Origin of the sequence: Curtobacterium sp. MCLR17_034, from assembly GCF_003234485.1 — a bacterium.
GTDB classification, from domain to species: domain Bacteria; phylum Actinomycetota; class Actinomycetes; order Actinomycetales; family Microbacteriaceae; genus Curtobacterium; species Curtobacterium flaccumfaciens.
The window spans coordinates 1-24,993 of record NZ_QKTH01000027.1 but is presented as its reverse complement, the minus strand read 5'-3'; the positions used below and the strand labels follow the sequence as shown (position 1 = coordinate 24,993).

Sequence of the window (24,993 nt, the reverse complement as noted above, 5' to 3'; positions counted from 1 at the left end):
TGGTCGGTGGCGGTCCGGATCAGCGCCGGACGGCGTCGATCTTGAGCATCTTCGCGATGACCGAGTCGAGCTCGCTGTCGTCGAAGACCTGCTTCCAGTCCTCCTTGATGAGCTTCTCGCGGCCGTAGCCCATCGCGATGTGGCAGGCGTCGGAGAACGGGTTCGAGCCGCGCAGGCCGTTGGTCAGCGCGATCCACGTGTGGCCGTAGAGCATGGCGCGGGCGGCCTCGCGGGGCACGCCGACACCGGTGACGGTCTCCTCGAGGGCGTCGTTGAGGAAGTCGCCGATCATGCAGGCGATGGTCTCGACCAGGGTCGGCTCGAGCACGGCCAGCTGCTTCACCGTGACCCAGTGCACCTGGATGACCGGGGCGTACATCGTGGTGATGACGGCCTCGGCGACGGCCTTGGCGCGGTCGCCCTCGTCGCCGAGCGACTCCGAGGCGTCGAAGGCCGCGATGACCTCCTGCGGAGCGGCGATGCCACCGAAGGTGTCGTCCCACTCGGCCTTGGTGGTGCGCTCGAGGAACACCGACGGGTGGCACGGGTGCGCCACGGCGTAGTGGATGTCCTCGCGCTTGGCGAGGAGACCGGCGTAGGCGGCGGCCGGGTCGAGCGTCAGGATCGACGCGCCGGGCTTCATGACGGGGACGAGCTGCTCCGAGATGGTGCCGAGCAGGACGTCCGGGACGGCGAGGATGACGACGTCGGCGGCCTTCGCCGCGTCGAGGCTGTCGGTGATCTCGCGGCCGAGGGCCTGGATGCGCTCCTGGCCGGCGGGCGAGGCCTCGCTGTACAGGGTGGTGTACTCGCTCTTCGCGAAGTTGTTCGAGACGCGGGTGCCCATCTTGCCGCCGGCACCGATCACGGCGACGGTGACGTCGGCCGTGCCGGATCCGGCAGCGACGGTGTGGGTGGTGGTGACGGTGTCGGTCATGATTCCTTGCTCCTGATGTACTCGATGGTGTGTTCGGTCCACGCCGCTTCGATGCGGGTGGTGGTCTGTGCGGGGGTCTCCCCCGGCAGGGGTTCGGCGCCGGCGTGCTCGTGCTGCCACGGCAGCCAGAACTCGATGACGCGGTTGATCCCCCGGGCGTCGGGCTCGACCGCGGCACGGACGGCGTCGTGGTCGAGGACCCCGGTGCCGATCGGGACGCCGGTGTACTGGAACCCGACCCAGCCCGGTGAGCGGGTGAAGGCGGAGTCCTTGACGTGCCAGTTGACGACGTGCGGGGCGGTCATCGCCACGACGTCGGCCGGGTGTTCGAGCCGGGCGACGGTGTTCGCGGGGTCGAGGCAGATGCCGAGGTGGTCGGAGCCGATCGCCTGGACGACGGCGACGAGGTCGGCGGTGGCGACGACCTCGTAGGTCTCCAGCGCGAGGGTCACGCCCGCGCGCTCGTAGGCGGGGAGCGCCTGCCGCAGGCGTCGTTCGGTCTCGGCCGCGTCGGGCTGGTCGTCGCCGCTCGTCCACATGCTCCGCACGAGGGTCGCGCCGAGCTGCTGTGCGACGTGCAGGTACCGGGCGAGGTGCTCCGGCCGGGTGCCGCGGGTGCCGACCTCGAGCGTGAGACCGAGGTCGGCGGCCAGGGACCGGATCGAGGCCAGGCGCTCGTCGGTCGCGGTGTCGAGCGGCAGGTGGTCGCAGATCTGGAACAGGTCGACGCCGTCGTGGGTCGCGGCGTCGCGCAGGGCGTCGTCGAGGGACATCGGCGACGGGACGCGGTCGGACATGCGCCAGAAGTAGGCGTAGGTGGAGAGGCCGAGCAGGGAGGTCACGCCGGTGCTCCGTCCTGCGTCGCGTCCAGCGCCTCGGCTTCGTCGAGGATCGTGCGGATCGCCTCCGGGTCGTGGGCGAAGCGGCCGAGGAACAGCCCGCCGATGCGTCCGGCACCGCGGGTCAGCAGGCCCGGGCCGGCACTGCCGCCGTAGATCGCGGCAGAGCCGGCGAGCTCCGGCCGGGTCGCCAGGTGCTGCTCGATGCCGGCCAGGACCGCGACGATGTGCTCGTCGGGCGCGGGCTGCGGGGCACTGATCGCCCACACCGGCTCGTACGCGGCGATGAGCGGTCCGGCCAAGCCGTCGGCGGTCGCAGTGGCGGTGAAGCGGTCGAGCTGCGCGGTGACCTCGGCGATTGCTGCCGCGGGGTCGCCGTCGGCGGCGCGCTCGGTCTCGCCGATGCAGACGAGGGGCCGCAGGTGGTTGCGGTACGCCGCGTGTACCTTCCCGGCGATCTCGTCGTCCGTCTCGTGGAACAGTTCGCGTCGCTCGGCGTGTGCGATCTCGACGAGGTCGACCCCGATCTCACGGAGTTCGGCGCCGGAGACCTCGCCGGTGAAGGCGCCGCTGTCCGCCCACGCCAGGTCCTGGGCGCCGAGCGTCACGGGGGCGTCCCCGATCACCGCACGGACCGGGACGAGCGACGGGAACGTCGGCACCACGAAGAGCTCGACCGCGCCGGACCGAACCGCCGGGTGGCTCCGGGCGATGTCGGCCACGGCGGCCGCCCACGCGAGCGCCCGGGCGTGCGAGAAGTACATCTTGAGCGACACCCCGATCGTCACCGGGGCGGCCGCCGTGGTCGCGGGCATCAGGCGTCGGTCCCGACCGGGGCGGAGCCGTCGTAGGCGCAGATCGCGTTGACCTTCTCGGCGCTCGCGCTCGTCTGGTCGAAGGTGTAGCCGAGCCACTCCTTCGCCATCCGGCGCGCGACCTCGACCCCGACGACGCGCTGGCCCATGCAGAGCACCTGGGCGTCGTTCGACAGGATCGAGCGCTCCACCGAGAACGAGTCGTGCGCGGTCACGGCGCGGATGCCGGGGACCTTGTTCGCCGCGATCGCGACGCCGAGGCCGGTGCCGCAGATCAGGATCGCGCGGTCGGCCTCGCCGTTCGCCACCAGACGGGCGGCATCGACGGCGACGTGCGGGTAGGCGGTGTGACCGTCGGCGTCCACGCCCACGTCGACGACGGAGGCCACGCGGGGGTCCTTCGCCAGGTCGGCCTTGATGACCTCTTTGTAGTCGAAGCCGGCGTCGTCCGAACCGACGACGATGCGGAACTGCTGCTCACTCATGCGGGTGTGCCTTTCGTGGTGGGGGTCAGGCGGGGACGGCGATGGTCGCCAGGACCGCTGCGGTGATGAGCGCGAAGGAGATCGCGCCGGCGTCCGGGGTGCCGACGGCGTCCTCGCCGTGGGTGCGGGCACGGCCCATCCGGGGCAACAGGTCGGCCGTGGCGTCCGCCGCGGTCTGTGCTGCGGCCGAGGCGGCCGACCAGGCGTCGACGAGTTCGTCGCCGGCGTCGACCCGGGCGGCGAAGACCTGGTCGAACGGCACGAGCGCGTCGACCATCGTCTTGTCGCCGGGGACGGCTCCGAAGGCCAGGACGGCTTCGGCGGCGGCGTGCACCGCGCTCTGGACGGTGGCGGGTGTCGGACGGGACGCGTCCCCGAGGACGCGACCGAGGGCCTCCAGGGCGGCACCCCAGATCGCACCGGACGTCCCACCGGCCTTGTCGGACCACGCGTCGCCGGCGATCGCGAGGACCGAACCGGCGCCGGCGCCACGGGCGGCGGCGTCCTGTGCCGCACGGTCGGCGGCGGTGGAGCCGCGCTGCATGCCGATGCCGTGGTCGCCGTCACCGGCGACGGCGTCGATGCGGCCGAGCTCGTCGGCGTGGTCGTCGATGGTGGCGCGGATCGCTGAGATCGCGCTCGCGACGCTGACTGCTGCGGCCTGGGACTCCTCGGTGCCCGGCGTCACGGGCACGACCACGCCGGCTTCGAGGACCTCGACCGGCACCGGCTGCTGCGGGACCGCGCCGCCCTTGCGGTACGCGGGGGCGTCGGCGGGGGCGGCCCAGAGCTGCTCGAGTTCGTCGTCGAGCCAGAACAGGGTGAGCGAGACGCCCGCCATGTCGAAGCTGGTGACGAGTTCGCCGACCTCGGGCTCGACGACGACGATGCCGGCGTCGGTGAGCTTCCGCTGGACGGCGCCGAAGACGACGAAGAGTTCCTCGTACTTGACGGAGCCGAGGCCGTTGAGGATCGGGACGACGCGGGGGGTGGCGGGTGCTGTTGCGGTGTCTGGTGCGGTGACGGTGCCGGTGCCGGTGCCGGTGCCGGTGCCGGTGCCGGTGCCGGTGCCGGTGCCGTCGGGTCGCTCGGTGAGGAGTTTGTCGACGAGCAGGTCGGCCAGGCCGTCCGCGGTGGGGACGTCGGCCTCGGCGATGCCGCGTTCGCCGTGGATGCCCATGCCGATCGCCATGCGCCCCTCGGGGACGGTGAAGAGCGGCTCGTCGGCGCCGGGCAGGGAGCAGCCCGAGAACGCGACGCCGAAGCTGCGGGTGCGGTCGTTGGCCCGGGCCGCGATCGCGGTGACCGCGTCGAGGTCGTCGCCGCGTTCCGCGGCCGCGCCGGCCACCTTGAACACGCAGAGGTCCCCTGCGATGCCGCGGCGCTTGTGTGCCTGGTCGGCGGGCGCGGACGCGACGTCGTCGGTCACGCGGACCGTCCGGACGTCGATGCCCTGTGCCTCGAGTGCCCGTGCCGCCGCGTCGAAGTTGAGGACGTCGCCGGCGTAGTTGCCGTAGCTCAGCAGCACGCCGCCGCCGTGCTCGGACGCCTTCGCGACCGCGGTGACCTGCTGGGCGCTCGGGCTGGCGAACAGGTTGCCCATCGCGGCACCGGCCGCCAGGCCGTGCCCGACGAGGCCGCCGAAGGCCGGGTAGTGGCCGGAGCCACCGCCGACGACGAGCGCGACGGTGCCCTCGGGGCTGGTGGTGGAGCGGGCGACCCCGCCGTGCACCTTGCGCACCCGGGCGTGGTTGGCGGCGACGAAGCCGTCCACCATCTCGTCGAGGAAGTCCGCCGGGTCGTTGAACAGGCGGGTCATGCGCCGGCCTCCTTCGCGATGGCGGTCGGTCCGTCCGTGGCAGCGACCGCGGTGTCGGCTTCGGATGCCGCGGCGGCCGCTTCGTTGCGCTTCGTGTTCCGGCCGAGCACGAACATGAGCACGCTCGACAGCACCATGAAGAACCCGACGATGAACATCGGGACCTGGTACCCGCCGGTCCACTCGCTGACCGCACCCGTGATGTACGGGGCGGCGAACCCACCGAGGTTGCCGACGGTGTTGATGAGGGCGACCCCCGCGGCTGCGGCGGCACCGGTCAGGAACTGCGTCGGGACCGTCCAGAAGTTCGGCAGGGCCGCGAAGATCGCACACGCGGTGATCGCGATGACCGCGACGGTGGCGGCCGGGCTGTTCATGTAGAGCGCGACCGGGATACTCAGGCCACCGACCAGGGCCGGGACGGCGATGTGCCAGACCCGGACGCCACGACGGAAGGCGTCACGCGACCAGAAGTACAGGACGACCGCGGCCGGCACGTACGGGATGGCCGTGATGAGGCCCTTCTGGAACAGGTCGAACGTGGTGCCGAACTGCTCCTGGAAGCCGTCGATGATCGTCGGCAGGAAGAAGCTGAGCGCGTAGAGGCCGTAGATGAAGCCGAAGTACACCGCGGCGAGCATCCAGACGCGGCCGGAGCCGAAGGCCGCACGCAGGCCGCCCTTGCCGTGGCCGTCGCCGCCGCCCTTCGCGGCGCTCTCGGCAGCGAGCGTCGTCTCCAGCCAGACCTTCTCGTCCTCGTCGAGCCACTTCGCCTGCGACGGCTTGTCCTTGAGGACGAAGAGGCACAGGACGCCGACGATGATCGCCGGGATCGAGACGCAGAGGAACATGAAGCGCCATCCGGCCAGGCCGCCGAGGATCCCCTCGTGGGTCATCAGCCAGCCGGCGAGCGGGGAACCGATGACGCTCGTGAGCGGCTGCGCCAGGTAGAACAGCGCGAGCATCTTGCCGCGGTGCCGTGCCGGGACCCAGGTCGACAGGAACAGGATCGCGCCGGGGAAGAAGCCGGCCTCGGCGATGCCGAGCAGGAAGCGCAGGCCGACGAGCTGCGGGTAGTTCTGCACCCACGTGAAGAGCAGGGACACGATGCCCCACGTGATCATGATGCGGGCGAGCCAGATCCGGGCGCCGAACTTGTGCAGCGCCAGGTTGGAGGGCACCTCGAGCACGAGGTAGCCGATGAAGAACACACCGGACGCGAAGCCGAACTGGGCGGCGGTCAGGCCGAGGTCGGCCTCCATGCCGTTGGGGGCGGCGAAGGAGATCGCGGTGCGGTCGAGGAAGTTGATGAAGAACATCAGTGCCACGAACGGCACGATGCGGATCGCGATCTTGCGGATGGCCGTCTTCTCGACGACCGAGGTGGGGATGCCTCGCGTGGCGGGGATGTCCACGATGACTCCTGCTCGGTGGGGGTGGTACGACTCCCGTCCCGGCGGCTGCGCCGGGATGGCCCGTGCTGCTGGGCCGGGGTGTTCCGGTCGGCTTCGCGGGGACGCTCCGTGCTGCTGCGCGGATCGAGAGCGGGCGCATCGGTGCGCCTGATCCAGTGTGCGTCGCGGTCGGGCAACTTGTCAACCGGTTGACCATTTCGCGCGCGCTGCTGCCTTCTTCGCGACGCTGGTCGCCTCGGCGCTGCTCTCGCTGCAACCGGTTGACCGACCGGTACGCTCACTCCATGCCCGCGTTCAGCCCGGACGACCCCCTCAACATCCGACTCGAGCTCGAGTCCGTGCCCGTCGGGTCCCCCGCCTCGGTGGTCGCCCGACAGCTCGTCTCGCTGCTCACCGCCGGCGAGCTGGCCCCCGGCTCACGGCTGCCCTCGGAGCGGATCCTGTCCGAGCGGCTCGGCGTCGGACGCTCGGCCGTCCGTGAGGCCCTCGCCGCCCTCGAGATCCTGGGCATCGTGCAGATCCGCCCCGGTTCGGGCACCTACCTGCGCGGAGGCACCTCGGATCTACTCCCGACGACCCTGTCGTGGGGCCTCATGCTCGCGTCGAACCGCACCCGCGAGCTGCTCGAGATCCGGTCCTCACTGGAGCGCACGGCCGCGATCCTCGCCGCACAGCGCGCCACCGACGAGCAGATCACCGAGCTCGGCGAGTACCTGGTGCGGCAGGAGGCGACGCTCGACGACCCGCAGGCCTTCATCGACGCCGACGTCCGGTTCCACGTCCTGCTGGCGCGGGCGTCGGGCAACGACGTGCTCGCCGACCTGCTGCAGAGCCTGCGCTCGATGCTGAGCGTCTGGGTCGCGCGGCGCGTGCAGACCCGGCAGGCGACCGAGGCCGCGTTCCACGAGCACCGCGCCGTCTTCGAGGCGTTGCGCGTCCGCGACGTGTCCGCCGTGCAGCGCGCGATGGACGCGCACATGGCCACGGCGAGCGCCCGCATCGAGCACGCCGAGCCGCTGCCCGCCGACGAGTAGGGGGCGCGCGCGCCCGTGCGCGCGCTCGTGCTCGTGCGCGCGCGCTTCGTGAGCAGGAATGGTCGGGTCCGTCGAGCCGACCCGACATCTTCTGCTCACGATCGGGGCGGACGGGAGGCCCGGGTCGCGCCCGCCCCGCACCGTGCGGTGTTGCCGGGTCGGCAACACCGCTTGGGTCCGGCCCGGCAGGTGCGCTGGAGTACGTGCATGCACACCCACCACGACGGCTCCGCCGCCGGATCTGCCACCGCCGCACCGTCCGCCCGGGAGTGGTGGGAGACCCGCTACGCCGAGCGCGACGGCATCTGGTCGGGCCGGGTGAACGCCGTGCTCGCCTCGGTGACCTGGGGGCTGCCGGTGGGGCGGGCGCTCGACCTCGGCTGCGGCGAGGGCGGCGACGTGGTGTGGCTCGCCGAGCAGGGGTGGGACGTGACGGGCATCGACCTGTCCGTGACGGCGCTCCAGCGCGGTTCGCGGGCCGCCGTCGCCGCCGGGGTCCAGGAGCAGACGGCGTTCGTCGCCGCGGACCTCGCCCGGTGGGACACCGCCGCGCGGTTCGACCTGGTGACGGCCTCGTTCCTGCAGTCGTGGCCGGTGGAGATCCCCCGAGCCGACATCCTGCATCGGGCCGCCGGCTTCGTCGCCGCCGGTGGGCACCTGCTCGTCACCGCGCACGCCGCTCCCCCGCACGACGAGCTGCCGCCCGAGCTGCGGGAGTACCGGTTCCCCGCGCCGGCCGACGACCTCGCCGCCCTGCAGCTCGACGACCGGTGGGACGTCCTGGTCGCCGAGGTCCGGCCGCGCACTGCGACGACGCCGGAGGGTGATCCGCACGAGGTGCTCGACAGCGTCGTGCTCGCCCGGCTGACGCGCGGGTAGCGTCGGTGGCGTGAGCACCGACGACGGCATCCGCGGACTCGTCGTGGACGGCGTCGAGGTCGCCGTCGAACGCAGCGGCGGCGGCACGATCGCCACGTCGTCCCCTCGTCCGTACCTGCACCCGGTCCGGACCCTCGGTGGCACCGTCGTCAGCGCGCACCACCCCGGCGACCACGACTGGCACTGCGGTGTCGGCGTCGCAATCCCGGACGTCGACGGCGTGAACTGCTGGGGTGGCCGGACCTACGTCCGCGGCTCCGGCTACGTGTGGCATGACGACCACGGCTCGGTCGAGGTGGTGCACGCGGAGCAGCACGACACGACGTCCGCCGAGGAGCTCGTCTGGCAGGGCCCGGACCGCACGGTGGTCCTGCGCGAGGACCGCACCCTTCGCTGGCGCGCCGTCACCAGCGGGTGGGAACTGTCCTGGTCGTCGTCGTTCCGGGCCCCCGGTGACTCCCCCGTGCACCTCGGCGGTCCGGGCAGCAACGGCCGGACCGGAGCGGGCTACGGCGGCTTCTTCTGGCGGTTCCCCGAGTGCACGGGAGTGGTCATCCGGACCGCCGATGCCGAGGGCGAGGCCGCAGTGCACGGCTCGGCCGCACCCTGGATCACCTGGTCGGCGGTGTTCGACGGCGGCCCGGCGACGATCCGCGTCGAGGCCGTCGACCACCACGACCCCTGGTTCGTCCGCGCCGAGGAGTACCCCGCGATCGGCTCGGCACTGGCGTGGGACGCCCCCGCCGTCGTGCAGCCCGGCGCTCCGCTGATCCGCTCGTTCCGCGCGACGATCACCGACGGCGGTACGCTCGCCGGATGAGCACCGGGGACTGGGAGTCACGCGTCGCGGCGCTGTGGGACGACGAGACGATCAACGATCAGCAGCGGATCGAGCGGATGCGCGACCTCGCCGGCGGCGCTCCGCACCCCGCACTCGGCGCGTTCGAGCTCGGCGGCGCCTTCGACTCGGGCGGCCACGAGGCCGACGCCGACGTGCAGTACGCCGCCGCGACCACGGCTGGCCTGGACACGGTCGACCCGGATCGCGCCGCCAGGATGGTCGTCCAGCACGCCTCGACGCTCCGCAACCTCGGCCGGATCGACGCGGCCATCGCGATGCTCCGCGACGCGCCGGAGCACTCCGCCACCGGGGCGGCACCCAAGGTGTTCCTCGCGCTCGCCCTGCACAGCGCGGGACGCTCGGCCGAGGCCCTGCGCGTCGCGATCGAAGCCGTCGAGCCGACGCTCCCCCGGTACCACCGGTCCGTCCGTGCCTACGCTGCGGCCCTCACCGAGGACTGACGCGCGTCAAGCGTTCCGGCGCTGGAGCGCGTCCGCAGCCTTGCCGAGCAGCCAGTTCACGGCCCACCCCAGCACGCCGATCACGGGCAGCGCGAGGATGACCACCGTCCACAACACCTTGACCACCTGCGTCCGGCGACGGTCGCGCCAGACCTGCACCAGCGCCACGGCCTCGAGCGCCAGCAGCACGAGGAGCACCACGGCGTGTGCTCCCGACACGTTCGTCAACACGAGCGGTCCTCTCCGCGGCGACGGTCGTCGCCCGCATCGATGACAGTAGGGCCTGCCCGGACTCGTCCGCGTCATCCGTCCGACTGACCGCGCGGGTCGGTCTGGCGATCACGCTGGCAGATCAGGCGATCGCGACCTCACCCCGCGCGAGCAGTTCACGGGCCCGACCGGCGTCGGCAGCCGGTGGCCGACCGTGCAGGGCGCGGTAGTCGCGCGAGAAGTGCGAGGCGCTCCGGTACCCCACCGCGACCGCAGCCTGGGCGGCGGTGTCACCGAGCACGATCATCCGCCGCCGGGCCTCCCCGAGCCGCAGCCGCCGCAGGTACTGCACCGGGCTCATCCCGGTGACCTGCCGGAAGCGCGCGAACAGCGTCGACTCGCTCGTCCGGACCGCCGCGGCCAGGCCCGCCACCGACCACGGTTCCGCCAACCGGTCGGTGAGCAGGGCCGTGGCCGCTGCGACGACGTCGCCGTCGCGGTTGCCGATCGCGGCCAGGATGCGCGGTGCCTGGTCGGTCTGCAGCAGGCGGAGCACGACCTCGCGGGTGACGAGCGGGGCGAGGACCGTCATGTCCTCCGGAGCATCGAGCAGTCCGACGAGTCGGGCGAACGCGTCCGCCAGGGCCGGGGTCCAGCTGCCGAGTCGTGCCGGCGGCGCCTCGTCCTGGTGGGGGCGGGACATCGCCGTCGCGACCTCGGCCACCACCGCGGGGTCGAGCTGCCAGACGACCGCGACGAACCCCGCGGGTAGTTCGACCTCGACCACCCCGGCGATCACGGGCAGGTCGACGGGCGTGATGATGAAGCGTTCCCGACCCCAGAGCTGGTCGTCATCCCCCACTACCGAGCGCTTCCGTCCGGCGAGCACCACCGACACCGACGGCGTGTAGCGCTGGTACCCGAGGTCGGTCGGACGGTCGACCCGGGCCAGGCGGAGGCCGAGCCGTCCGGCGCGCTCCGTGTCGTCGAGGTGGGCGAGGACGCTCTGCAGCGCACGGTCCAGCCGGTCCGAGGTGACATCGTCCATGTGCCCATTCTGTCGACGCATCCGGCGCGAGTGGTGCCCGTGCGGGATCCGGCAAGCACTCCGGAGTCCTGGGCAATCACCGCCGGGTCCGTCGGACCGAGCATCGGAGCATGCAGACCAACGAAGCACTCCTCGACTCCCTGACCACCGACGACCGACTGGCCGGCCGCACCGCGCTGGTGACCGGCGCCTCGAGCGGCATCGGTGAAGCCGTCGCCCGTGTCCTCGCCGCCTCCGGCGCCACCGTCGCGGTCGCCGGCCGCGACCCGGAGCGCACGCAGGCCGTGGTGGACGCCATCACCGCGTCCGGAGGAACCGCCGTGGCCGTGATCGGCGACCTGAACAGCCACCCCGACGCGGTCCGTGACCTCGCTGCCCGCGCTGCCCAGGCCCTCGGCGGCCGGGTCGACGTCCTCGTCAACAACGCCGGCGTCTACCCGGTCGGCCCCACCGCACTGCTCGCCGACGACGACGCCGAAGCGCTCTGGGCCACGAACGTCCGCGCGCCGCACGTGCTGGTCGGAGCGCTGGCTCCAGCGATGGTCGAACGCGGCTCGGGCGTCGTCGTGAACATCGGCTCGTGGATGTCCCGCGTCGGCGTCCCGTTCACGGCGCTCTACCCGGCGACGAAGGCCGCGGTCGAGCAGCTGACCCGCGCCTGGGCAGCCGAGTTCGGACCGCACGGCGTCCGGGTGTCGACCGTGTCGCCCGGGGCCACCGCGACACCGGGCAACGCGGACTCGCACGACGTCCTCGCGCAGATGACGGCCGGCACCCCGGCCGGCGCACCCGTCCGACCGGTCGACGTCGCGTTCGCCGTGCGCTGGCTGGCCTCCGACGAGGCGACCTTCGTGCACGGCGCCACCATCGACGTGGACGGCGGCCTCGCCGCGACCCGCCTCGGCTGAGCCCGCCCCGCACGAGCGGGCGGAACACCCGGGTCGGCTCGCGGAGGCACCCCGGCATTCCGCCCGCTCGGCAGCGCCAGCCGACGCGAGCGAACCCCCACCACCACGAACGGGCGAAATGCCCCGGTCCTCTCGCGGAACCACCCCGGCATTCCGCCCGCTCGGCAGCGCCAGCCGCCCCGCGCGAACCCCCACCACCGCGAACGGGCGGAACACCGGGGTCGGCACGTGGAGGCACCTCGGCATTTCGCCCGCTCGGCAGGAGTCGGTCAGCCGGGCATCGGTCCGCGAGTGGTCACGACGCGCCGCTGGCGGGTGGTCGTGCGGTCACGGACCGTCGCGCGGGAGCGCGCCAGGCGACGGATCGTGACCGCTCGGAGGACGGCGTGGGCGGGGCGGTGGGCGACGGATGGTGACCGCTCGGCGGACGGCGTGGGCGCGGCGGTGGGCGCGACCACCACACGGTCGGGAGGCGCGGTGCGGGCTGGCACCGGGCCTCCCGTCAGGCGGTGTGGTCGCCGACCACCCGTGGGACCGGCAGCGAGTCGCTGGTCGTGCGGAGGGACTCCTGGCGGATCTCGAGCTGCGACACGGCGAGCGCCGCCAGGTCGCGGAGGTTCGCGAGGTCGTCCTCGGTGGCCTGCCGCGGGCGGGTGTCGAGCACGGCAAGGGTCCCGATCGGGGCGCCGTCGTGCTTGACGAGCGGGACGCTGACGTAGAAGCGGATGCCGAGCGGCCCGGTGACCAGGGGGCTGTTCCGCATCTCGGGGTGCGCGGAGCCGTCCGGGATCACGACGGGGACGGGGACCGGGGCGAAGCCGTTGCGGAAGCTGATGCTGCGGGCTGCCTCGTCGACGCCCTCGGCGATGTACGACTGGGACCACTCGCGGTCCTCGTCGAGGACCTCGACCAGGGCGATCGGTGCGTCGAAGAGCCGGGCCGCCATCGCCGTGGTGCGCTGCAGCGACTCATCGGGCAGGGTGTCGAGGGTCGCCGGGCGGTCCGTCTCGGAGCGCGTCGGCACCGGTGCCGTCTCGTCGGTCGGCTCGACCACGTGGTCGGCCGTGGCGGTCTCGGCGATCACGACGTCGCGGAGCATCGTGACCAGCTCGGCGCCGAGCGGACGGGCTGCGGGGTCCTGCGCGGTCATGGCACGGAGCAGGTGCTTCCAGTGCTCGGGCAGGGGCTCGGGGACCACGGGGTCGCGGGACAGCCGGGCGACGGCGGACTCGACGAGGGAGCCCGGGAACTCGCGGCGGCGGGTGAAGCACTGCAGCAGCACGAGGCCGAGCGAGTAGACGTCGCTCGGCGGGCCGACCTCGCCGCCGCGCGCCTGCTCGGGGCTGAGGTAGGCGGCGGTGCCGGTGGTCACGCCGTCGGCGGTCAGGCGTTCGACGCCGGCGGCGAGCGCGATGCCGAAGTCGGTCAGGCGCGCGCGGGCCCGGTCGGAACCGTTGCCGTAGTCGACGAGCAGGATGTTCGAGGGCTTGATGTCGCGGTGCACGACGCCGTGGGCGTGGATGTAGTCGAGGGCCTCGGCCATGTCGTAGCCGATCTCGGCGATGTGCCGCGAGGCGAGCGGGCCGACGGCCAGGCGTTCCTCGAGGTCCTGCCCGACGACGAGCGACATCACGATGTAGCGCTGCTGCGTGCCGTCCTGCCCGGTGACGACTCCGGCGTCGAGCAGGCTGACGAGGTTGTGGTGCTCGAGCGACGCCAGCACGCCGAGTTCGGCCTCTTGCCGGGCGATGTCGACGATGCCCGCGTGGAAGAGCTTGATCGCGACCGGGCGGTGCAGGCTCTCGTCCACACCCCGGTAGACGACGGACATGCCGCCCTGGCCGATCGCTTGCTCCACGCGGTACCGACCGTCGAGCAGCGGCGCGCTCGCGTCGTGGTCTTCCGTCGGGATCATCCAACCCTCGTTCTCGGCTCCGGCACCAACGATGCATCTTCGCATCCCGACGGGTATCTCGTTCGCCGACGTCGTTCTCCGGCTGAACGCGCGTGGGTGGTGGTGCGTAAGACACCGGTGTTCGCGGCTCGAACACGCGCAGACCGCGGTTCAACGTGCGAACACCGGTGTCTTGCGATCCCGGCACCACCCGACCACCCCGTCAGCGACGCGTCGCGACCGTGCTCACGCGGAGGTCCTCGAAGGTGCTGGTGAAGCCGGAGCCCCCGAGCGAGATGAGCCCGACGCGGGGTGCACTGCCGAGGTCCGCCGTCCAGGTGCCGCCCCGGACGAAGTGCCGCCCGTCCAGGCTCGTGTAGGCCGTGTACCGGTCCTCACCCCGGACTGCGCGGTGGACGATCCGGAGCGTGGTGGTGTCCCCGACCGGACCGACGACCATGTTGCCGTAGCTCGGCGCCCCAGCCGGTTGCCCGGACACCTGCTTGCCGAACTCCGTCTGGCGCGTGTTGAAGATCGAGTTCGACGTGAGCCGGACGTAGTTGCCGTCGTCACCCCACACGATCAGGCCGCCCTGCACGTAGTTCAGGCCGTCGCCGGTGGCCGGGGTGTCCACCCCGACCGTGGTCTGGAGCACGTAGTCCCCACGGGGTGCCGGTTCGGACAGCACCGATGCGAGCGGCGTCGCCGGCGGGTGGATGTCGGCGTCCTGCGTCTGCCAGCGGAACGTCCCGTCGGCGACGGTCCACGTGGACCGGTCCGGCGCACGCGTCCAGGCGAGCTGGGCCGGCAGCGCTCCGGGCGCTACCCCGGGCGCCGCCCCCGGCAGCGCGGCACCGTCGAACGAGGTCGACAGTGCCCGGATCGTCCGACCCGGCACGTCGACGGGGGCGGTCGAGGCCCGGTACGCCGGCCGTTGTCCCGGCTGCGCGACCGGCCCCGGCTGCACCGTGTCGGACGGCCCGGCACCACCGCGGACGACGGGCCAGCCGCCCTGCCAGTCGAGCGGGTCGATCAGCGCCGGCCGCTTCGTGTAGGTCGGCTGCCCCGCGTAGAACGGGTCGTTGCGATCGGCCGCGTGGTAGATGATCCAGTCCTGCCCGGCGAAGTCGGTGACCACGGTGTTGTGGCCGGTCCCGACCCAACGATTGCCGTTCTGCGCGAGCAGGGGCGTGCCCCCGACCCGGGTGCTCGTGATCGCCACGCCGTCGCGGTCCGTGAACGGTCCCAGCGGGCTGCGCGAGCGGGCGACGAAGACGCCGTAGCCGGTCAGGGCGCCGTTGCAGCAGTTCGTCGCGGAGCCCATGAAGTACCACCAGCCGCCGTGCCGCATCAGGTACGCACCCTCGTAGCGGTTGTCGATCGCGATCTGCCGTTCGGTCGACGGGTCGGAGCGCAGTCCGTCGGCGCTGAGCCGTCGGACGTTCACGCCGCCGAAGTAGCTGCCGAAGTACAGGTAGGTCGTCCCCTTGTCGGTGATGACCTCGGGGTCGAACGCCCACCGCGCTCCGTCGCCGTTCGGTGCGGTCTGCGGTGCCACGACCGGGCCGCCGGAGTCCTTCCACGGGCCCGTCGGGCTCGAGCTCGTCGCCACCCCGACCGCGGAGCCGCCGCCGCTCGGCCCCGTCGCCGATGGGGTGTCCGAGGCCGCGTAGTACAGGTACCAGGTGCCCGCGCGGCCACGGTCCCCGGCGCGGTACACGACGTCCGGCGCCCAGATCCCGTTCGCGTCGCCCACCCAGGCGGGCTTCGTCGGGAAGGCATCGTTCACGTACGTCCAGTGGGTCAGGTCGGTCGACCGGTACGTGGGCACCGCGTGCTGCACGAGGGACCCGTCCGGGTTCTGCTCCGTCGCGGTGAGCGCGTCGGTGGTGCAGTACAGGTACCAGTTGCGGTCGCGTCCGGCTCCGTGGATCACGGTCGGGTCCGCGCAGCTCGCCGCCGTCTGCCCGTCCGGCAGGCTGAGCGCGACCGGGTTCCGGTGGCTGGGTGCCGCGCGGCCGTGCCGGCTGGCGGCACTCGACGCCACGGTCGTGGTGGTGGTCGCCCGGGTGGTCCCGCCCGGCACCGCGGACGCATCCGCTGGTGCGGCCTGGAGGCCCGTGGTCGCGACGCCGAGGAACGTCACGACGGCGAGGAGTGCGGTGGACGATCGGCGCATGCCTGACCTGCTCTCGTCGTTGAGGGAGGTACTGCTGGAGGGACTGCGGGTGTCGACGGGCGACGTGCGCGAGCGTACGCTCGGCTCGACGAAGGAGTCATGCCATGCCCGCGAGGTTCGTCTACTGGATCAACGTCTCCGTCGACGGGTTCGTCGAACGGGCCCCCGGCGAGCACGACGGCCTGGACGGGCCCGACTGGATCCGGATCGACGAGCCGCTGCACCGCGAGTTCAACGCCCGCGCCGCCGCGATGACCCTGTCCGTCGAGGGGCGGGTGGTGCGCGACATGATGGACCCGTTCTGGCCGGATGCCCGGCACGACGAGTCGATGCCGCAGTACCTGCGCGAGTACGGCGAGATCTGGACCGCGCAGCCGAAGATCCTGGTGTCCCGCACCCGGACGACCGCCGACCACGACACCCGGGTCATCGGTGGCGACGGCGACGCGATCGCCGAGCTGGCCGAGATCCGTGCCTCCGGCGAGGGCGACGTCGGCGTGGGCGGACCGAGCATCGCGAGCCAGTTGCTCGACGCCGGGCTGCTCGACGAGGTCATGCTCTTCACGCACCCGTCGGTGCTCGGCGCCGGCCGCCCGTTGTTCGATCCGCCGCGCTCGGGGCACCGCCCGCTCGTGCAGCTCGACCTGCTCGAGCAGCAGCGCTACGACAACGGCGTCACCCTGCACCGGTACGACGTCCGGCGGTCCTGAGCGCTCGGGGGGTCAGTCCTCGACGGGCTCTGCGCCGATCACGCGAACGTTCCAGGCGCTGTCCCGGTCGCTGTCGAACCCGTTGAAGGAGACGCTGTCGACGTCGGCACGCCAGGTTCGCCGCAGGTCGATGCGTTGCTCTCCGTCGCCGCAGGGCATCGCCTCGGTGACGTGGTTCCGAGAGGTGCTGCCGGAAACGACCAGGACGGAACCGCTCATGTGCCCGTCACCGAAGCACGAGAACTCGAGGTGGTCGACCGTTTCCGGGTGCGCGAACGTGATCGTGACGCCGCGGTCGATCTCGTCGTCGTTCCCCGTCGCGCTCTGCCCGGCGGATTCCTCGGCGTACATCGCCCCGAGATCCCGGTCCGAGTGGGTGGCCATCTGCCGCTTCTCCCAGGCGTGCAGCGCAGCCTCGTCGACGGGCGGCGGCCCGGCGCAGCCGGCCAGCAGGAGCACACCCGCGATCGCGGGCAGGAGCAGGGCGGGGACGGAACGCACGCTGTGAGCCTAGTGAGGCCCTGGACTCACACCGCGGAACGACGGGAGGCGCGGTGCCGGCTGGCACCGCGCCTCCCGGCCGTGGGGTGGTCGCGTCAGACGTCGCGACGGCGCGCGAGCGTCAGGGCGAGGCCACCCACGACGAGCACCTCGGCGGCGAGGACGCCGAAGCCGCCCCAGCCGTTCAGCACGACCCCGCTGTTGTCGACCGTGCTCGCGCCGTCGTACGAGTAGGCGTAGAGCTGGCCGCCGGCCGAGTCGGGCAGGAACGCCGCGATGTCCATCGGCCAGTCGACCTTCATCAGTCCGCTCATGAGTGCGAGCACCCCCGGAACGACCAGCAGGAGGCCGAGCGTGATCGCGATGCCGCCGGCGCTCGACCGGACGAGCAGACCGATGCCGTACGCGAGGAGCGCCAGCAGGGTCAGGAAGACCGACGAACCGAGGATCGGCAGGAACACCGACGGGTCACCGAGCTCCGGCTCGACACCGTTGCCGGCCAGTAGCGGGAGCGAGATGAGGACGCCGATCCAGGTGGCGACGGCGCTGACGACGAAGGTCGCGATGGCGAGGACGGTGGCCTTCGCCAGGATCACGCCGGTGCGCCGCGGGTCTGCGGTGAAGGTCGAGCGGACCTGGCCCGTGCCGTACTCACCGGTGATGATGAGGACGCCGAGCACGCCGACGACGAGCGACGAGAGCAGGACACCCACGGCGTTGGCGTTCACGAAGGTGCCGTTGGCGAGGTCCGTCGGCAGCTCCTGGCCGCCGCTGTTCGTGTTCGCCCCGATCAGCGCGGCCATGCCGATCGTGAGGACGACCAGGATCGCGTAGCACCAGAACGTGGACCGGATGCTGCGCAGCTTGATCCACTCGCTCCGCACCAGGTGCGGGAACGACAGGCGGGTCGAGCCGGACATCCGGGTCGACGGCGTGGTGGGCGAGGTGGTGGCGCTCATCGGGTGCCCTCCGATCGGTACTCGACGTCGTCGCGGGTGAGGGCCATGTAGGCCTCCTCCAGGCTCGCGCCGGTCGGGGTGAGTTCGTGCAGGGGGACGCCTGCCTGTGCGGCGATGTTGCCGACCGTCGGTGCGTCGGGCCCGACGACGAGGAACGAGCCGTCCTCGCGCTGGGTGACCGCGGCGTTCGGGCCGATGGCGTTGAACAGGCCGTTCGGGTCCGGCGTGCGGACGATGACACGGCTGACGGCGGCATCGGTGCCTGCAGCGGCGCCACCACCGGCGACGAACTCGGCGATCGGGGCGTCGGCGAGGACCTTGCCCCGGCCGAGCACGACCACGCGGTCGGCAGTCTGCGCCATCTCGCTCATCAGGTGGCTGGAGAGGAACACCGTGCGGCCGTCGGCGGCCATGCGGCGAGCGAGCTGACGCACCCACACGACACCGTCGGGGTCGAGGCCGTTGACCGGCTCGTCGAGGATCAGGGTCTTCGGGTCGCCGAGCAGTGCGGCAGCGATTCCCAGGCGCTGCCCCATGCCGAGCGAGAACCCGCCGACGCGCTTCTTCGCGACGGAGTCGAGGCCGGTCATGTCGATGACCTCGTGCACGCGGGACTTCGGGATGCCGTGGGTCGCCGCGAGGGAGAGCAGGTGGTTGTAGGCGCTGCGGCCCGAGTGCACGGCCTTCGCCTCGAGCAGGGCGCCGACCTGCCGGAGCGGGTCGCGGAAGCTCGTGTACGGCTGGCCGTTCACGGTGGCTGTGCCCGACGTGGGCCGGTCGAGCCCCATGATCATGCGCATCGTGGTGGACTTCCCGGCGCCGTTGGGCCCGAGGAAGCCGGTCACACTGCCGGGACGCACGACGAAGGAGACGTCGTCCACGGCGGTCTTCGGACCGTACTGTTTGGTGAGATGGCTGACTTCGATCACGGCCTCGACGCTATGGGAGGGGCCGTCGGTGCCGCGTCCGCCGTTGGGGGGAGATGTGTGCTCCCACAGGGTGACGCGGGGGGTGCTGGGGCGCTGGGGCCGGGGCGCGGCGCGTGGGTGCGGGCGCGGGTCGGCATCGGCGTCGCGCGGGTTTTCGTGCTGGGCGACAGTTCACGCGCGCGGCCGGCCGTGAGGTGTCGCTGGGCGCGAAAGGTCGGCGCGCAGCGCTCACGCAGGTTGGTGGGCCGGACGCTCATCGCCAGGGTCGCGAGCGAACGTGAGGCTCTCCTCGATGATCGACAGCACGACCGCAAGCTCGTCGACGTCGCGCGGGCCGTAGACCATGAACTCGGTCCCGTGGTCCTCGTACTGGTGCGGGATCGCCCAGCCGAGCTCGGTCAGTTCGGCGCCCCGTGCGACCGGGAGACAGAGGTGGACCGAGGTGTCCTCGACGCCGTGCAGGTGCACGGGCTCGAGTCGTCCATCCGGCGCCAGTGAGGTCCACGGGACGAGGTGGTCGCGCTGATCGCGCAGGAACAGCGCGCGTGACGACGCCGGCGACACCTGGCTGTGCCCCTCTTCGACGCCGGGTAGGGCGACGGCACTCCCGACGAGCGCTCCCCACAGTTCCGGCGTCGCGCGCTCGGTGAGCTGCCGCTGGGGTCCGGTGTCGGACACAGCTGGCCGCTCGCCGCGGCGGATGGAACTGATCATTGCTCGACGATACCGTCTCGGACAGGCTGCACCGCTCCTGTTCGGGCCCTCACGGGGACGGGGAAGCGTCCGCGTCGACCTCGTACGCCTCGAACCGGTCGTCGGCCAGGATCGCGTCGACCAGCGAACGTGACCCGGCGACGATCGTGGAGTCCCAGTCGATCTCGGTGGCGAGCACCCACTCGTGCCCCTCGGGCCAGAGCATCTGCGGGGTGTGCCCGAAGTCGACGTACGTGCCGACGCGGGCGTCGTCCGTCCAGGACGGGTCGCTGAGCTGCGACAGGGACATGGCGAGCAGGAAGCACTCGCGGGCCGGCCACAGGAAGCGCGGACCCGCGAGCGACTCCCGGAGCGCAGCCTGCTCCCGCCGGTGCTGCGCCTGGGCCCGGGCCATGTGCGCCTGCATCTCCACGCGCTCGGCCGCCGTCGGCTCGCCGCTCCCCTGCCACCCGAAGCCCAACGTCGACGTCCCGTTCAGGTCGCCCCATCCGTCCCAGACCGCCCCGACCAGGTCGTCCGGCGTCGACGTCGCGTCGGCGAGAAGCTCGGTGAGCGCGGCGAGCTGCGTCGGCTCGTACCACCCCTCTTCGGGCGGATGGACGACCCAGCCGTCCTCGAAGGGCAGGTCCGACTCGTCGTCCCGACCGCTGAGCGTCTGCCACGACACGAGCGGGTCGATCGTCCGACGGGTGCGCTCGGCGACGTCGGCCCAGCGCCACTCGGCCGACTCGAGGACCGGGTGCTCGTCGTGCTCGTCCACGGTCGTCCGGTCCTCGCGATCCGCTCGGAGCGGGTGCAGGATCCGGGCGTACGCCTCGAACCCGGTGCCCGCGACGCCGCCGAACGAGGCGAACGAGCCGGCCCGGGCCAGCAACCAGTCGCCGCGCGAGGCGTCCTTGATCAGTTCCACGTGCCGAGCCTAGGACTGACCGGGGAGGCCGTCAGGACCTCGAACCCCGGCAGGTCCGGCACCGGATCGGTCGCCAGCCGGGCGTGCGTCTCCACGTCGAACCGCTCCGAGCCGTACCGGAGCTTCTGCCGTTCGACGCCCTCCGCGCGGAACCCGGCGGTCGTGGCGACCCGACACGACGCGGGGTTGTTCGAGCGGTGTCCGAGTTCGAGGCGGAAGAGCCCGGCGTCGAACGCCCAGGTCGACGCACTCGTCAACGCACGAGTGGCGAGCCCACGGCCGCGAGCATCGGACGCCAGCCAGTAGTGCGCCCAAGCCGTGGCGTGCCGGAACTCGATCGCCGACAGCCCGACGTTCCCGACCGCGACTCCGTCTTCCACGATCGCCCAGTTCTTCGCCCGCTCGTCGAACCGCAGGGCGCTCCTGATGTGCGCGCGGGCCTGCTTCTCGTCATCGAGCCCGACGTCCGGGAACTGTGTCGCGAGGTCCGGGCTCGACCGGCTGGCGACGAAGAGCGCAGCCGCGTCGTCGAGCGTCCACGGGCGCAGTACGACGGCCATGGGTGATCTCCGTCAGCCGGTCAGCCGGCAGCGGGCCCGGCCTGCGGGCGGGGTGCTCGGAGGCCGGGGAACTCGTCGTCGCGCCACTCGCCTTCGGCGCGCGTGCCGTTGCTCACCGACTGCTCCTCGCGCTCCCGGAGCTCCACGCGGCGGATCTTGCCGGAGATGGTCTTCGGGAGGTCCGCGAACTCGACCCGACGGACGCGCGCGTAGGCGGGGAGAGCCGTGCGTGCGTACTCCAGGACCTGCCTGGCGGTGTCGGCCGACGCCTCCCATCCGGTGGCCAACGTGACGTACGCCTTGACGACGTTGAGACGGGCGTCGTCGGGTGCCGGGACGACCGCGCTCTCGGCCACGGCCGGGTGCTGCAGCAGGGCGCTCTCCACCTCGAACGGCGACACCTTGTAGTCCGAGGACTTGAAGACGTCGTCGGTGCGGCCGATGAAGGTCAGCTCGCCGTCGGCGTCGCGGACGGCGATGTCGCCGGTGTGGAAGAAGCCGTCGCGCATCGACGAGGCCGTGCGGCCGGGGTCGCCGAGGTACTCGGCCATCAGGTTGACGGGCCGCTCGGTGAGGTCGAGGCAGACCTCGCCCTCGTCGCCCGGTTCGCCGGTCACGGGGTCGAGCAACGTGACGGTCACGCCGGGGAGCGGCTTGCCCATCGCACCGGGCGTCACGGCGGCGCCGGGGGTGTTGCCGACGATCGCCGTGGTCTCGGTCTGCCCGTAGCCGTCGCGGATGGTGAGCCCCCACGCAGCCTCGACCCGGCCGATGACCTCGGGGTTGAGCGGCTCGCCGGCCGAGATGAGCTCGCGGAGCGCGCGCGGCTTCACGCCGAGGTCGGACTGCAGCATCATCCGCCACGCGGTCGGCGGCGCGCAGAACGTGTTGACCTCGGCCCGCTCGAGCTGCGCGAGGAGTGCGGCGGGGTCGAAGCGCGCGGTGTTGTGGATGAACACGGTTGCCTCCGCGATCCACGGCGCGAAGAAGCAACTCCAGGCGTGCTTGCCCCACCCGGGCGAGCTGATCGTCAGGTGCACGTCACCGGGCCGGACGCCGAGCCAGTACATCGTGCTGAGGTGCCCGACCGGGTACGACGTCTGGGTGTGCACGACCATCTTCGGCTTCGACGTCGTGCCGGATGTGAAGTAGACCAGGCACGGGTCGGTCGTGCGGGTGACGACATGGGGACGGACCTCGTCGGCGGGAGCTGGCTCGCCCAGGTCGATCGGGTACTCCGTCCACCCGTCAGCGGGACCGCCGATGACGATGCGTGTGAAGGACCCGCGGACGTCGTCGTACTTGTGCGTCTCGCTCCGGTTCGTGACGACGTGCGCCACCGAGCCCCGGTCGACGCGGTCCTGCAGGTCGGCCGTGTCGAGCATGGTCGACGTCGGCAGGATGACCGCACCGAGCTTGATCACGGCGAGCATGGTCTCCCAGAGCTCGAGCTGGTTGCCGAGCATGACGAGGACGTGGTCGCCCTGCTGGACGCCGAAGCCGTGCAGGCGCGCGGCGAGCCGATCGGACCGTGCGGCCATCTCGGCGTAGCTGAGCCGCTGCTCACGACCGTCCTCCTCGACGATCCAGAGCGCGGTGCGGCTGTTGTCGGTCGCGATGACGTCGAACCAGTCGGTCGCCCAGTTGAACGTGTCGCCGACGTCCGGCCAGCGGAACCCGGCGCGTGCCGCTTCGGGAGAGTCCGCGGCGAGGAGCTGGTCGCGGGCGGCACGGTACGCGGCAGTCGGGTTCACATCAGGCACGGACCGATCATGCCGCATCCGTCTCAGAGCCGATCGATCAGGCGAGTCCCCGGAGCCAGCGGTCGAGCCAGGGAATGGTGCTCGAGAGGTCATCCGCATCGATCACGTCACTCGCGGCCGCGCGTGCCGTCGGACTCGCGTTGAGCGCCAACGCACTGGGGAGCGCCTGGAAGAGCGGGATGTCCGAGCGGCTGTCGCCGATGGCGCAGCAGTGTTCGATCGGCACACCGAGGTCGCGAGCGAGCGCGAGCGCCCGGTCCCGTTTGTCGAACTCGTCGAAGTGCTCGGCGACGGTGCCGTCGTGGATGCCGCGGTGCTCCCCCACGCGGGGCCCGCCGTTCGGGACGAACCCGAACCGCCGCGCGAGGGAACGGGTCACGGGCTGCCACGCGAGCGACGCGAGCACGGGTTCGACGTCGTGGGCACGGCACCACGCGACGACGGTCTCGGTTCCGGGCAACACTGGCAGGTCGTCGAGCCACCGGTCGACCGTCGCGACGGACGTGCCACGCCACCCGCGTGCGTCGACCTCACTGACCTGCTGGTTGGTGAGATCGCCGTCGGCGTAGCGGGCTTCTGCATCGTCGAGCGCGTCCTGGTGCCCGAACCGGGCGGCCAGGAAACTGCTGCTGGAACCGGGGCTGACGAGGGTTCCGTCGACGTCGAAGAACACGATGCCGACGGTCACTGCTGACCGCTCCCCCGCACGACCGCCTCGAGCACCCGGATCGTCTCGTCGGTGTCGACGTGCAAGTGCGCCCCGATGCCGAGCGCACGTGCGGCCTCGATGTTCTCGGGCACGTCGTCCACGAAGAACACCTCGTCCGGGTCCGCCCCCAAGCGCTCGAGCGTGATGCGGAACGCCTCGGCGTCGGGCTTGTTCACGCCGATCTCGTGGGAGTAGCAGATCGGATTGAACACCGCCGAGAACCGGAAGCGCCGCTCCTCTTCCTCGCGAGCACCATCGCCAGAGTTCGACAGGATCGCGAGGCCGATCGTTCCGCGGAGTCCGGCGAGGAAGTCGTACAACGGCTGGTTCAGCGTTCCGCAGTACGCATCCCAGAAGTCGGCCCGCATGACGGCGAGCTGGTCGGCCCCCAGCCCGAGCGCCGTACCGATCGCACACCAGTACCGGTCGACGACGCCGGTCTGGCGGGAGGCGTCCGGCAGGTCGGCCGCAGTGAGGCGTGCGGAGAAGTCGTCCGTCGTTATCCCGAGACGCTCGGCCCACCGCGCCCGGAAGCGTCCGGGCCAGGCGGCGTCGTCCACGAGTTCGAGGACGCCGCCCACGTCGGACAGCAGCCACCGCACGGCGGACCCCGCGGCCCTGGCCGTCCCGCCGGTCACAGCGATCCCCGCAGCTGCCGGATCATCTCGAGCTCGAGTTCGCTCGGATCGAGGACGTACGCCTCGGTCGCACCTGTCGGCTCGTAGCCACGTCGGGCGTAGAAGGCCTGCGCGCGGGTGTTCCCCTCGTGCACGTGCAGCCGAAGGGCCGATCCGTGCGCCGCCGCCCACACCTCGATCTCGTCGAGCAACGCATCGGCGACACCGGCGGAACGACCCCGGTGCGACGGTGCGACGTAGACGCCAACCAGGAGCGGCCCGACGCGGGGGCCGGGGACGAACACCCCCATCGTCCCGAGCCACCGGCCGTCGGCACCGATCGCTGCGAGGGTCGTCCCGCCGACGTCGTGCTCGCGGCGGCCGCGTCGACGCCAGTCCCGCTCCTGCAGCCGCTCCGCGTCGGCGAGCCGCTCCCCGTAGGCCTTCGGGGTGTCCCGGAGCATCTCCAGGCGCAGTGCCCGCACGGACTCCCAGTCGTCCTCCGTGGTCGGTCGGATCGTCGTTCCCCGCATGACCCGAGCCTAGGGGTGGCAGGCCCGGAGAACTCGTTCCAATCCGACTGGCGGACGACGCCGAATCACCTGCAACGACCGGGAAACACCCGGAGCGCTCACCAGCCGCACATCGCTGGTTCTCCACCCCACCAAGGGTGTGTTCGGCGCGCACACAGCAGCCGCGCCGAGCGCGACAACAGCAAAGGACTGATCACGATGCGTAAGAGCCTGAAGACCTCCATCACCCTCGCCACGACCGGCGCCCTCGTCCTCGGCGGTGCCGCGTTCGGGATCTCCTCCGCCCAGGCCGCGACCCCGAACGTGCACACGGTGTCCTCGTCG

General features: G+C 72.1%; 26 protein-coding genes. 6 read left to right on the top strand and 20 right to left on the bottom strand.

Going from position 1 to position 24,993, the window contains the following annotated elements; translation table 11 throughout:
* Window positions 1–19: 19 nt before the first annotated feature.
* From DEI98_RS17700 to DEI98_RS17675, 6 genes are read right to left on the bottom strand one after another with little or no spacing between them, the layout of a single operon-like run.
* A complete protein-coding gene (locus tag DEI98_RS17700; protein WP_071406073.1) occupies window positions 20–937 on the bottom strand; it encodes a phosphogluconate dehydrogenase C-terminal domain-containing protein in 918 nt (305 codons plus the stop codon).
* Window positions 934–1,779, bottom strand: a complete 846-nt coding sequence (locus tag DEI98_RS17695) for a sugar phosphate isomerase/epimerase (RefSeq protein WP_111101492.1) — start codon at window positions 1,777–1,779, stop codon at window positions 934–936. Before DEI98_RS17695 ends, DEI98_RS17700 begins: the two co-directional genes overlap by 4 nt.
* Window positions 1,776–2,591, bottom strand: coding sequence for a triose-phosphate isomerase family protein (locus tag DEI98_RS17690; RefSeq protein WP_111101491.1), 816 nt, complete (start codon window positions 2,589–2,591; stop codon window positions 1,776–1,778). Before DEI98_RS17690 ends, DEI98_RS17695 begins: the two co-directional genes overlap by 4 nt.
* Window positions 2,591–3,076 (bottom strand): ribose-5-phosphate isomerase, encoded by a 486-nt coding sequence (locus DEI98_RS17685; RefSeq protein ID WP_071406070.1) that lies wholly within the window; start codon window positions 3,074–3,076, stop codon window positions 2,591–2,593. The genes DEI98_RS17690 and DEI98_RS17685 overlap by 1 nt, the downstream gene beginning before the upstream one ends.
* Window positions 3,077–3,101: 25 nt before the next feature.
* On the bottom strand, window positions 3,102–4,895 hold the full coding sequence (locus DEI98_RS17680; RefSeq protein ID WP_111101490.1) for a dihydroxyacetone kinase family protein: 1,794 nt from the start codon (window positions 4,893–4,895) through the stop codon (window positions 3,102–3,104).
* The gene (locus DEI98_RS17675; protein ID WP_110865572.1) at window positions 4,892–6,310 is read right to left on the bottom strand and encodes an MFS transporter; all 1,419 of its coding nucleotides are present in this window, start codon (window positions 6,308–6,310) and stop codon (window positions 4,892–4,894) included. Before DEI98_RS17675 ends, DEI98_RS17680 begins: the two co-directional genes overlap by 4 nt.
* A 284-nt stretch (window positions 6,311–6,594) precedes the next feature.
* Here DEI98_RS17675 and DEI98_RS17670 point away from each other — a divergent pair, with 284 nt between their 5' ends.
* The 4 genes from DEI98_RS17670 (at window position 6,595) to DEI98_RS17655 (ending at window position 9,525) form a co-directional block, all read left to right on the top strand.
* On the top strand, window positions 6,595–7,344 hold the full coding sequence (locus tag DEI98_RS17670) for a FadR/GntR family transcriptional regulator (RefSeq protein ID WP_027465119.1): 750 nt from the start codon (window positions 6,595–6,597) through the stop codon (window positions 7,342–7,344).
* Window positions 7,345–7,551: 207 nt separating this feature from the next.
* Window positions 7,552–8,223 (top strand): bifunctional 2-polyprenyl-6-hydroxyphenol methylase/3-demethylubiquinol 3-O-methyltransferase UbiG, encoded by a 672-nt coding sequence (locus DEI98_RS17665; RefSeq protein ID WP_111101489.1) that lies wholly within the window; start codon window positions 7,552–7,554, stop codon window positions 8,221–8,223.
* Between the two features lie 10 nt (window positions 8,224–8,233).
* The gene (locus tag DEI98_RS17660; protein ID WP_111101488.1) at window positions 8,234–9,043 is read left to right on the top strand and encodes a PmoA family protein; all 810 of its coding nucleotides are present in this window, start codon (window positions 8,234–8,236) and stop codon (window positions 9,041–9,043) included.
* Complete coding sequence (locus DEI98_RS17655) at window positions 9,040–9,525, top strand: tetratricopeptide repeat protein (protein WP_111101487.1); 486 nt, start codon at window positions 9,040–9,042, stop codon at window positions 9,523–9,525. Before DEI98_RS17660 ends, DEI98_RS17655 begins: the two co-directional genes overlap by 4 nt.
* 6 nt (window positions 9,526–9,531) lie before the next feature.
* Here DEI98_RS17655 and DEI98_RS17650 read toward each other — a convergent pair whose 3' ends face one another.
* Together DEI98_RS17650 and DEI98_RS17645 are read right to left on the bottom strand one after the other, a co-directional pair.
* Entirely contained in the window at window positions 9,532–9,744 is a 213-nt protein-coding gene (locus DEI98_RS17650) for a PLDc N-terminal domain-containing protein (protein WP_239001530.1), read from the bottom strand.
* A 133-nt stretch (window positions 9,745–9,877) separates the two neighbouring features.
* Window positions 9,878–10,783, bottom strand: a complete 906-nt coding sequence (locus DEI98_RS17645) for an AraC family transcriptional regulator (RefSeq protein WP_111101486.1) — start codon at window positions 10,781–10,783, stop codon at window positions 9,878–9,880.
* 110 nt (window positions 10,784–10,893) lie between these two features.
* On the opposite strand from DEI98_RS17645, the gene DEI98_RS17640 reads away from it, so the two are divergent.
* A complete protein-coding gene (locus DEI98_RS17640; RefSeq protein WP_111047770.1) occupies window positions 10,894–11,691 on the top strand; it encodes an SDR family NAD(P)-dependent oxidoreductase in 798 nt (265 codons plus the stop codon).
* 502 nt (window positions 11,692–12,193) lie between these two features.
* On the opposite strand, the gene DEI98_RS18805 is transcribed toward DEI98_RS17640, so the two are convergent.
* Together DEI98_RS18805 and DEI98_RS17625 are read right to left on the bottom strand one after the other, a co-directional pair.
* The gene (locus DEI98_RS18805; RefSeq protein WP_163343492.1) at window positions 12,194–13,606 is read right to left on the bottom strand and encodes a GAF domain-containing serine/threonine-protein kinase; all 1,413 of its coding nucleotides are present in this window, start codon (window positions 13,604–13,606) and stop codon (window positions 12,194–12,196) included.
* A 202-nt stretch (window positions 13,607–13,808) separates the two neighbouring features.
* A complete protein-coding gene (locus DEI98_RS17625; RefSeq protein WP_111101484.1) occupies window positions 13,809–15,764 on the bottom strand; it encodes a family 43 glycosylhydrolase in 1,956 nt (651 codons plus the stop codon).
* Between the two features lie 104 nt (window positions 15,765–15,868).
* On the opposite strand from DEI98_RS17625, the gene DEI98_RS17620 reads away from it, so the two are divergent.
* Entirely contained in the window at window positions 15,869–16,474 is a 606-nt protein-coding gene (locus tag DEI98_RS17620; protein ID WP_111101483.1) for a dihydrofolate reductase family protein, read from the top strand.
* Window positions 16,475–16,486: 12 nt separating this feature from the next.
* Here DEI98_RS17620 and DEI98_RS17615 read toward each other — a convergent pair whose 3' ends face one another.
* The 10 genes from DEI98_RS17615 to DEI98_RS17570 all read right to left on the bottom strand — a co-directional run bounded on the left by DEI98_RS17615 (window position 16,487) and on the right by DEI98_RS17570 (window position 24,669).
* Window positions 16,487–16,975: a hypothetical protein gene (locus DEI98_RS17615; RefSeq protein ID WP_111101482.1), complete on the bottom strand. Its 489-nt coding sequence runs from the start codon at window positions 16,973–16,975 to the stop codon at window positions 16,487–16,489.
* A gap of 95 nt (window positions 16,976–17,070) precedes the next feature.
* Window positions 17,071–17,934, bottom strand: a complete 864-nt coding sequence (locus tag DEI98_RS17610; protein WP_111055522.1) for an ABC transporter permease — start codon at window positions 17,932–17,934, stop codon at window positions 17,071–17,073.
* A complete protein-coding gene (locus tag DEI98_RS17605; protein WP_111095987.1) occupies window positions 17,931–18,863 on the bottom strand; it encodes an ABC transporter ATP-binding protein in 933 nt (310 codons plus the stop codon). Before DEI98_RS17605 ends, DEI98_RS17610 begins: the two co-directional genes overlap by 4 nt.
* Window positions 18,864–19,091: 228 nt before the next feature.
* Window positions 19,092–19,577, bottom strand: coding sequence for a luciferase family protein (locus DEI98_RS17600; RefSeq protein ID WP_258370934.1), 486 nt, complete (start codon window positions 19,575–19,577; stop codon window positions 19,092–19,094).
* Window positions 19,578–19,626: 49 nt separating this feature from the next.
* Window positions 19,627–20,487 (bottom strand): hypothetical protein, encoded by an 861-nt coding sequence (locus DEI98_RS17595; RefSeq protein WP_111101481.1) that lies wholly within the window; start codon window positions 20,485–20,487, stop codon window positions 19,627–19,629.
* Complete coding sequence (locus DEI98_RS17590; RefSeq protein WP_111101480.1) at window positions 20,478–21,047, bottom strand: GNAT family N-acetyltransferase; 570 nt, start codon at window positions 21,045–21,047, stop codon at window positions 20,478–20,480. The genes DEI98_RS17595 and DEI98_RS17590 overlap by 10 nt, the downstream gene beginning before the upstream one ends.
* 20 nt (window positions 21,048–21,067) lie before the next feature.
* Window positions 21,068–22,828 carry an AMP-binding protein gene (locus tag DEI98_RS17585; RefSeq protein WP_111101479.1) on the bottom strand — a complete coding sequence of 587 codons (1,761 nt, stop codon included), beginning with the start codon at window positions 22,826–22,828 and terminating at the stop codon, window positions 21,068–21,070.
* A gap of 19 nt (window positions 22,829–22,847) precedes the next feature.
* Window positions 22,848–23,498 (bottom strand): HAD family phosphatase, encoded by a 651-nt coding sequence (locus tag DEI98_RS17580; RefSeq protein WP_111101478.1) that lies wholly within the window; start codon window positions 23,496–23,498, stop codon window positions 22,848–22,850.
* The gene (locus DEI98_RS17575; RefSeq protein WP_111101477.1) at window positions 23,495–24,157 is read right to left on the bottom strand and encodes an HAD-IA family hydrolase; all 663 of its coding nucleotides are present in this window, start codon (window positions 24,155–24,157) and stop codon (window positions 23,495–23,497) included. The genes DEI98_RS17580 and DEI98_RS17575 overlap by 4 nt, the downstream gene beginning before the upstream one ends.
* Window positions 24,154–24,669 carry an N-acetyltransferase gene (locus tag DEI98_RS17570; RefSeq protein WP_110865594.1) on the bottom strand — a complete coding sequence of 172 codons (516 nt, stop codon included), beginning with the start codon at window positions 24,667–24,669 and terminating at the stop codon, window positions 24,154–24,156. Before DEI98_RS17570 ends, DEI98_RS17575 begins: the two co-directional genes overlap by 4 nt.
* Window positions 24,670–24,993 lie beyond the last annotated feature (324 nt).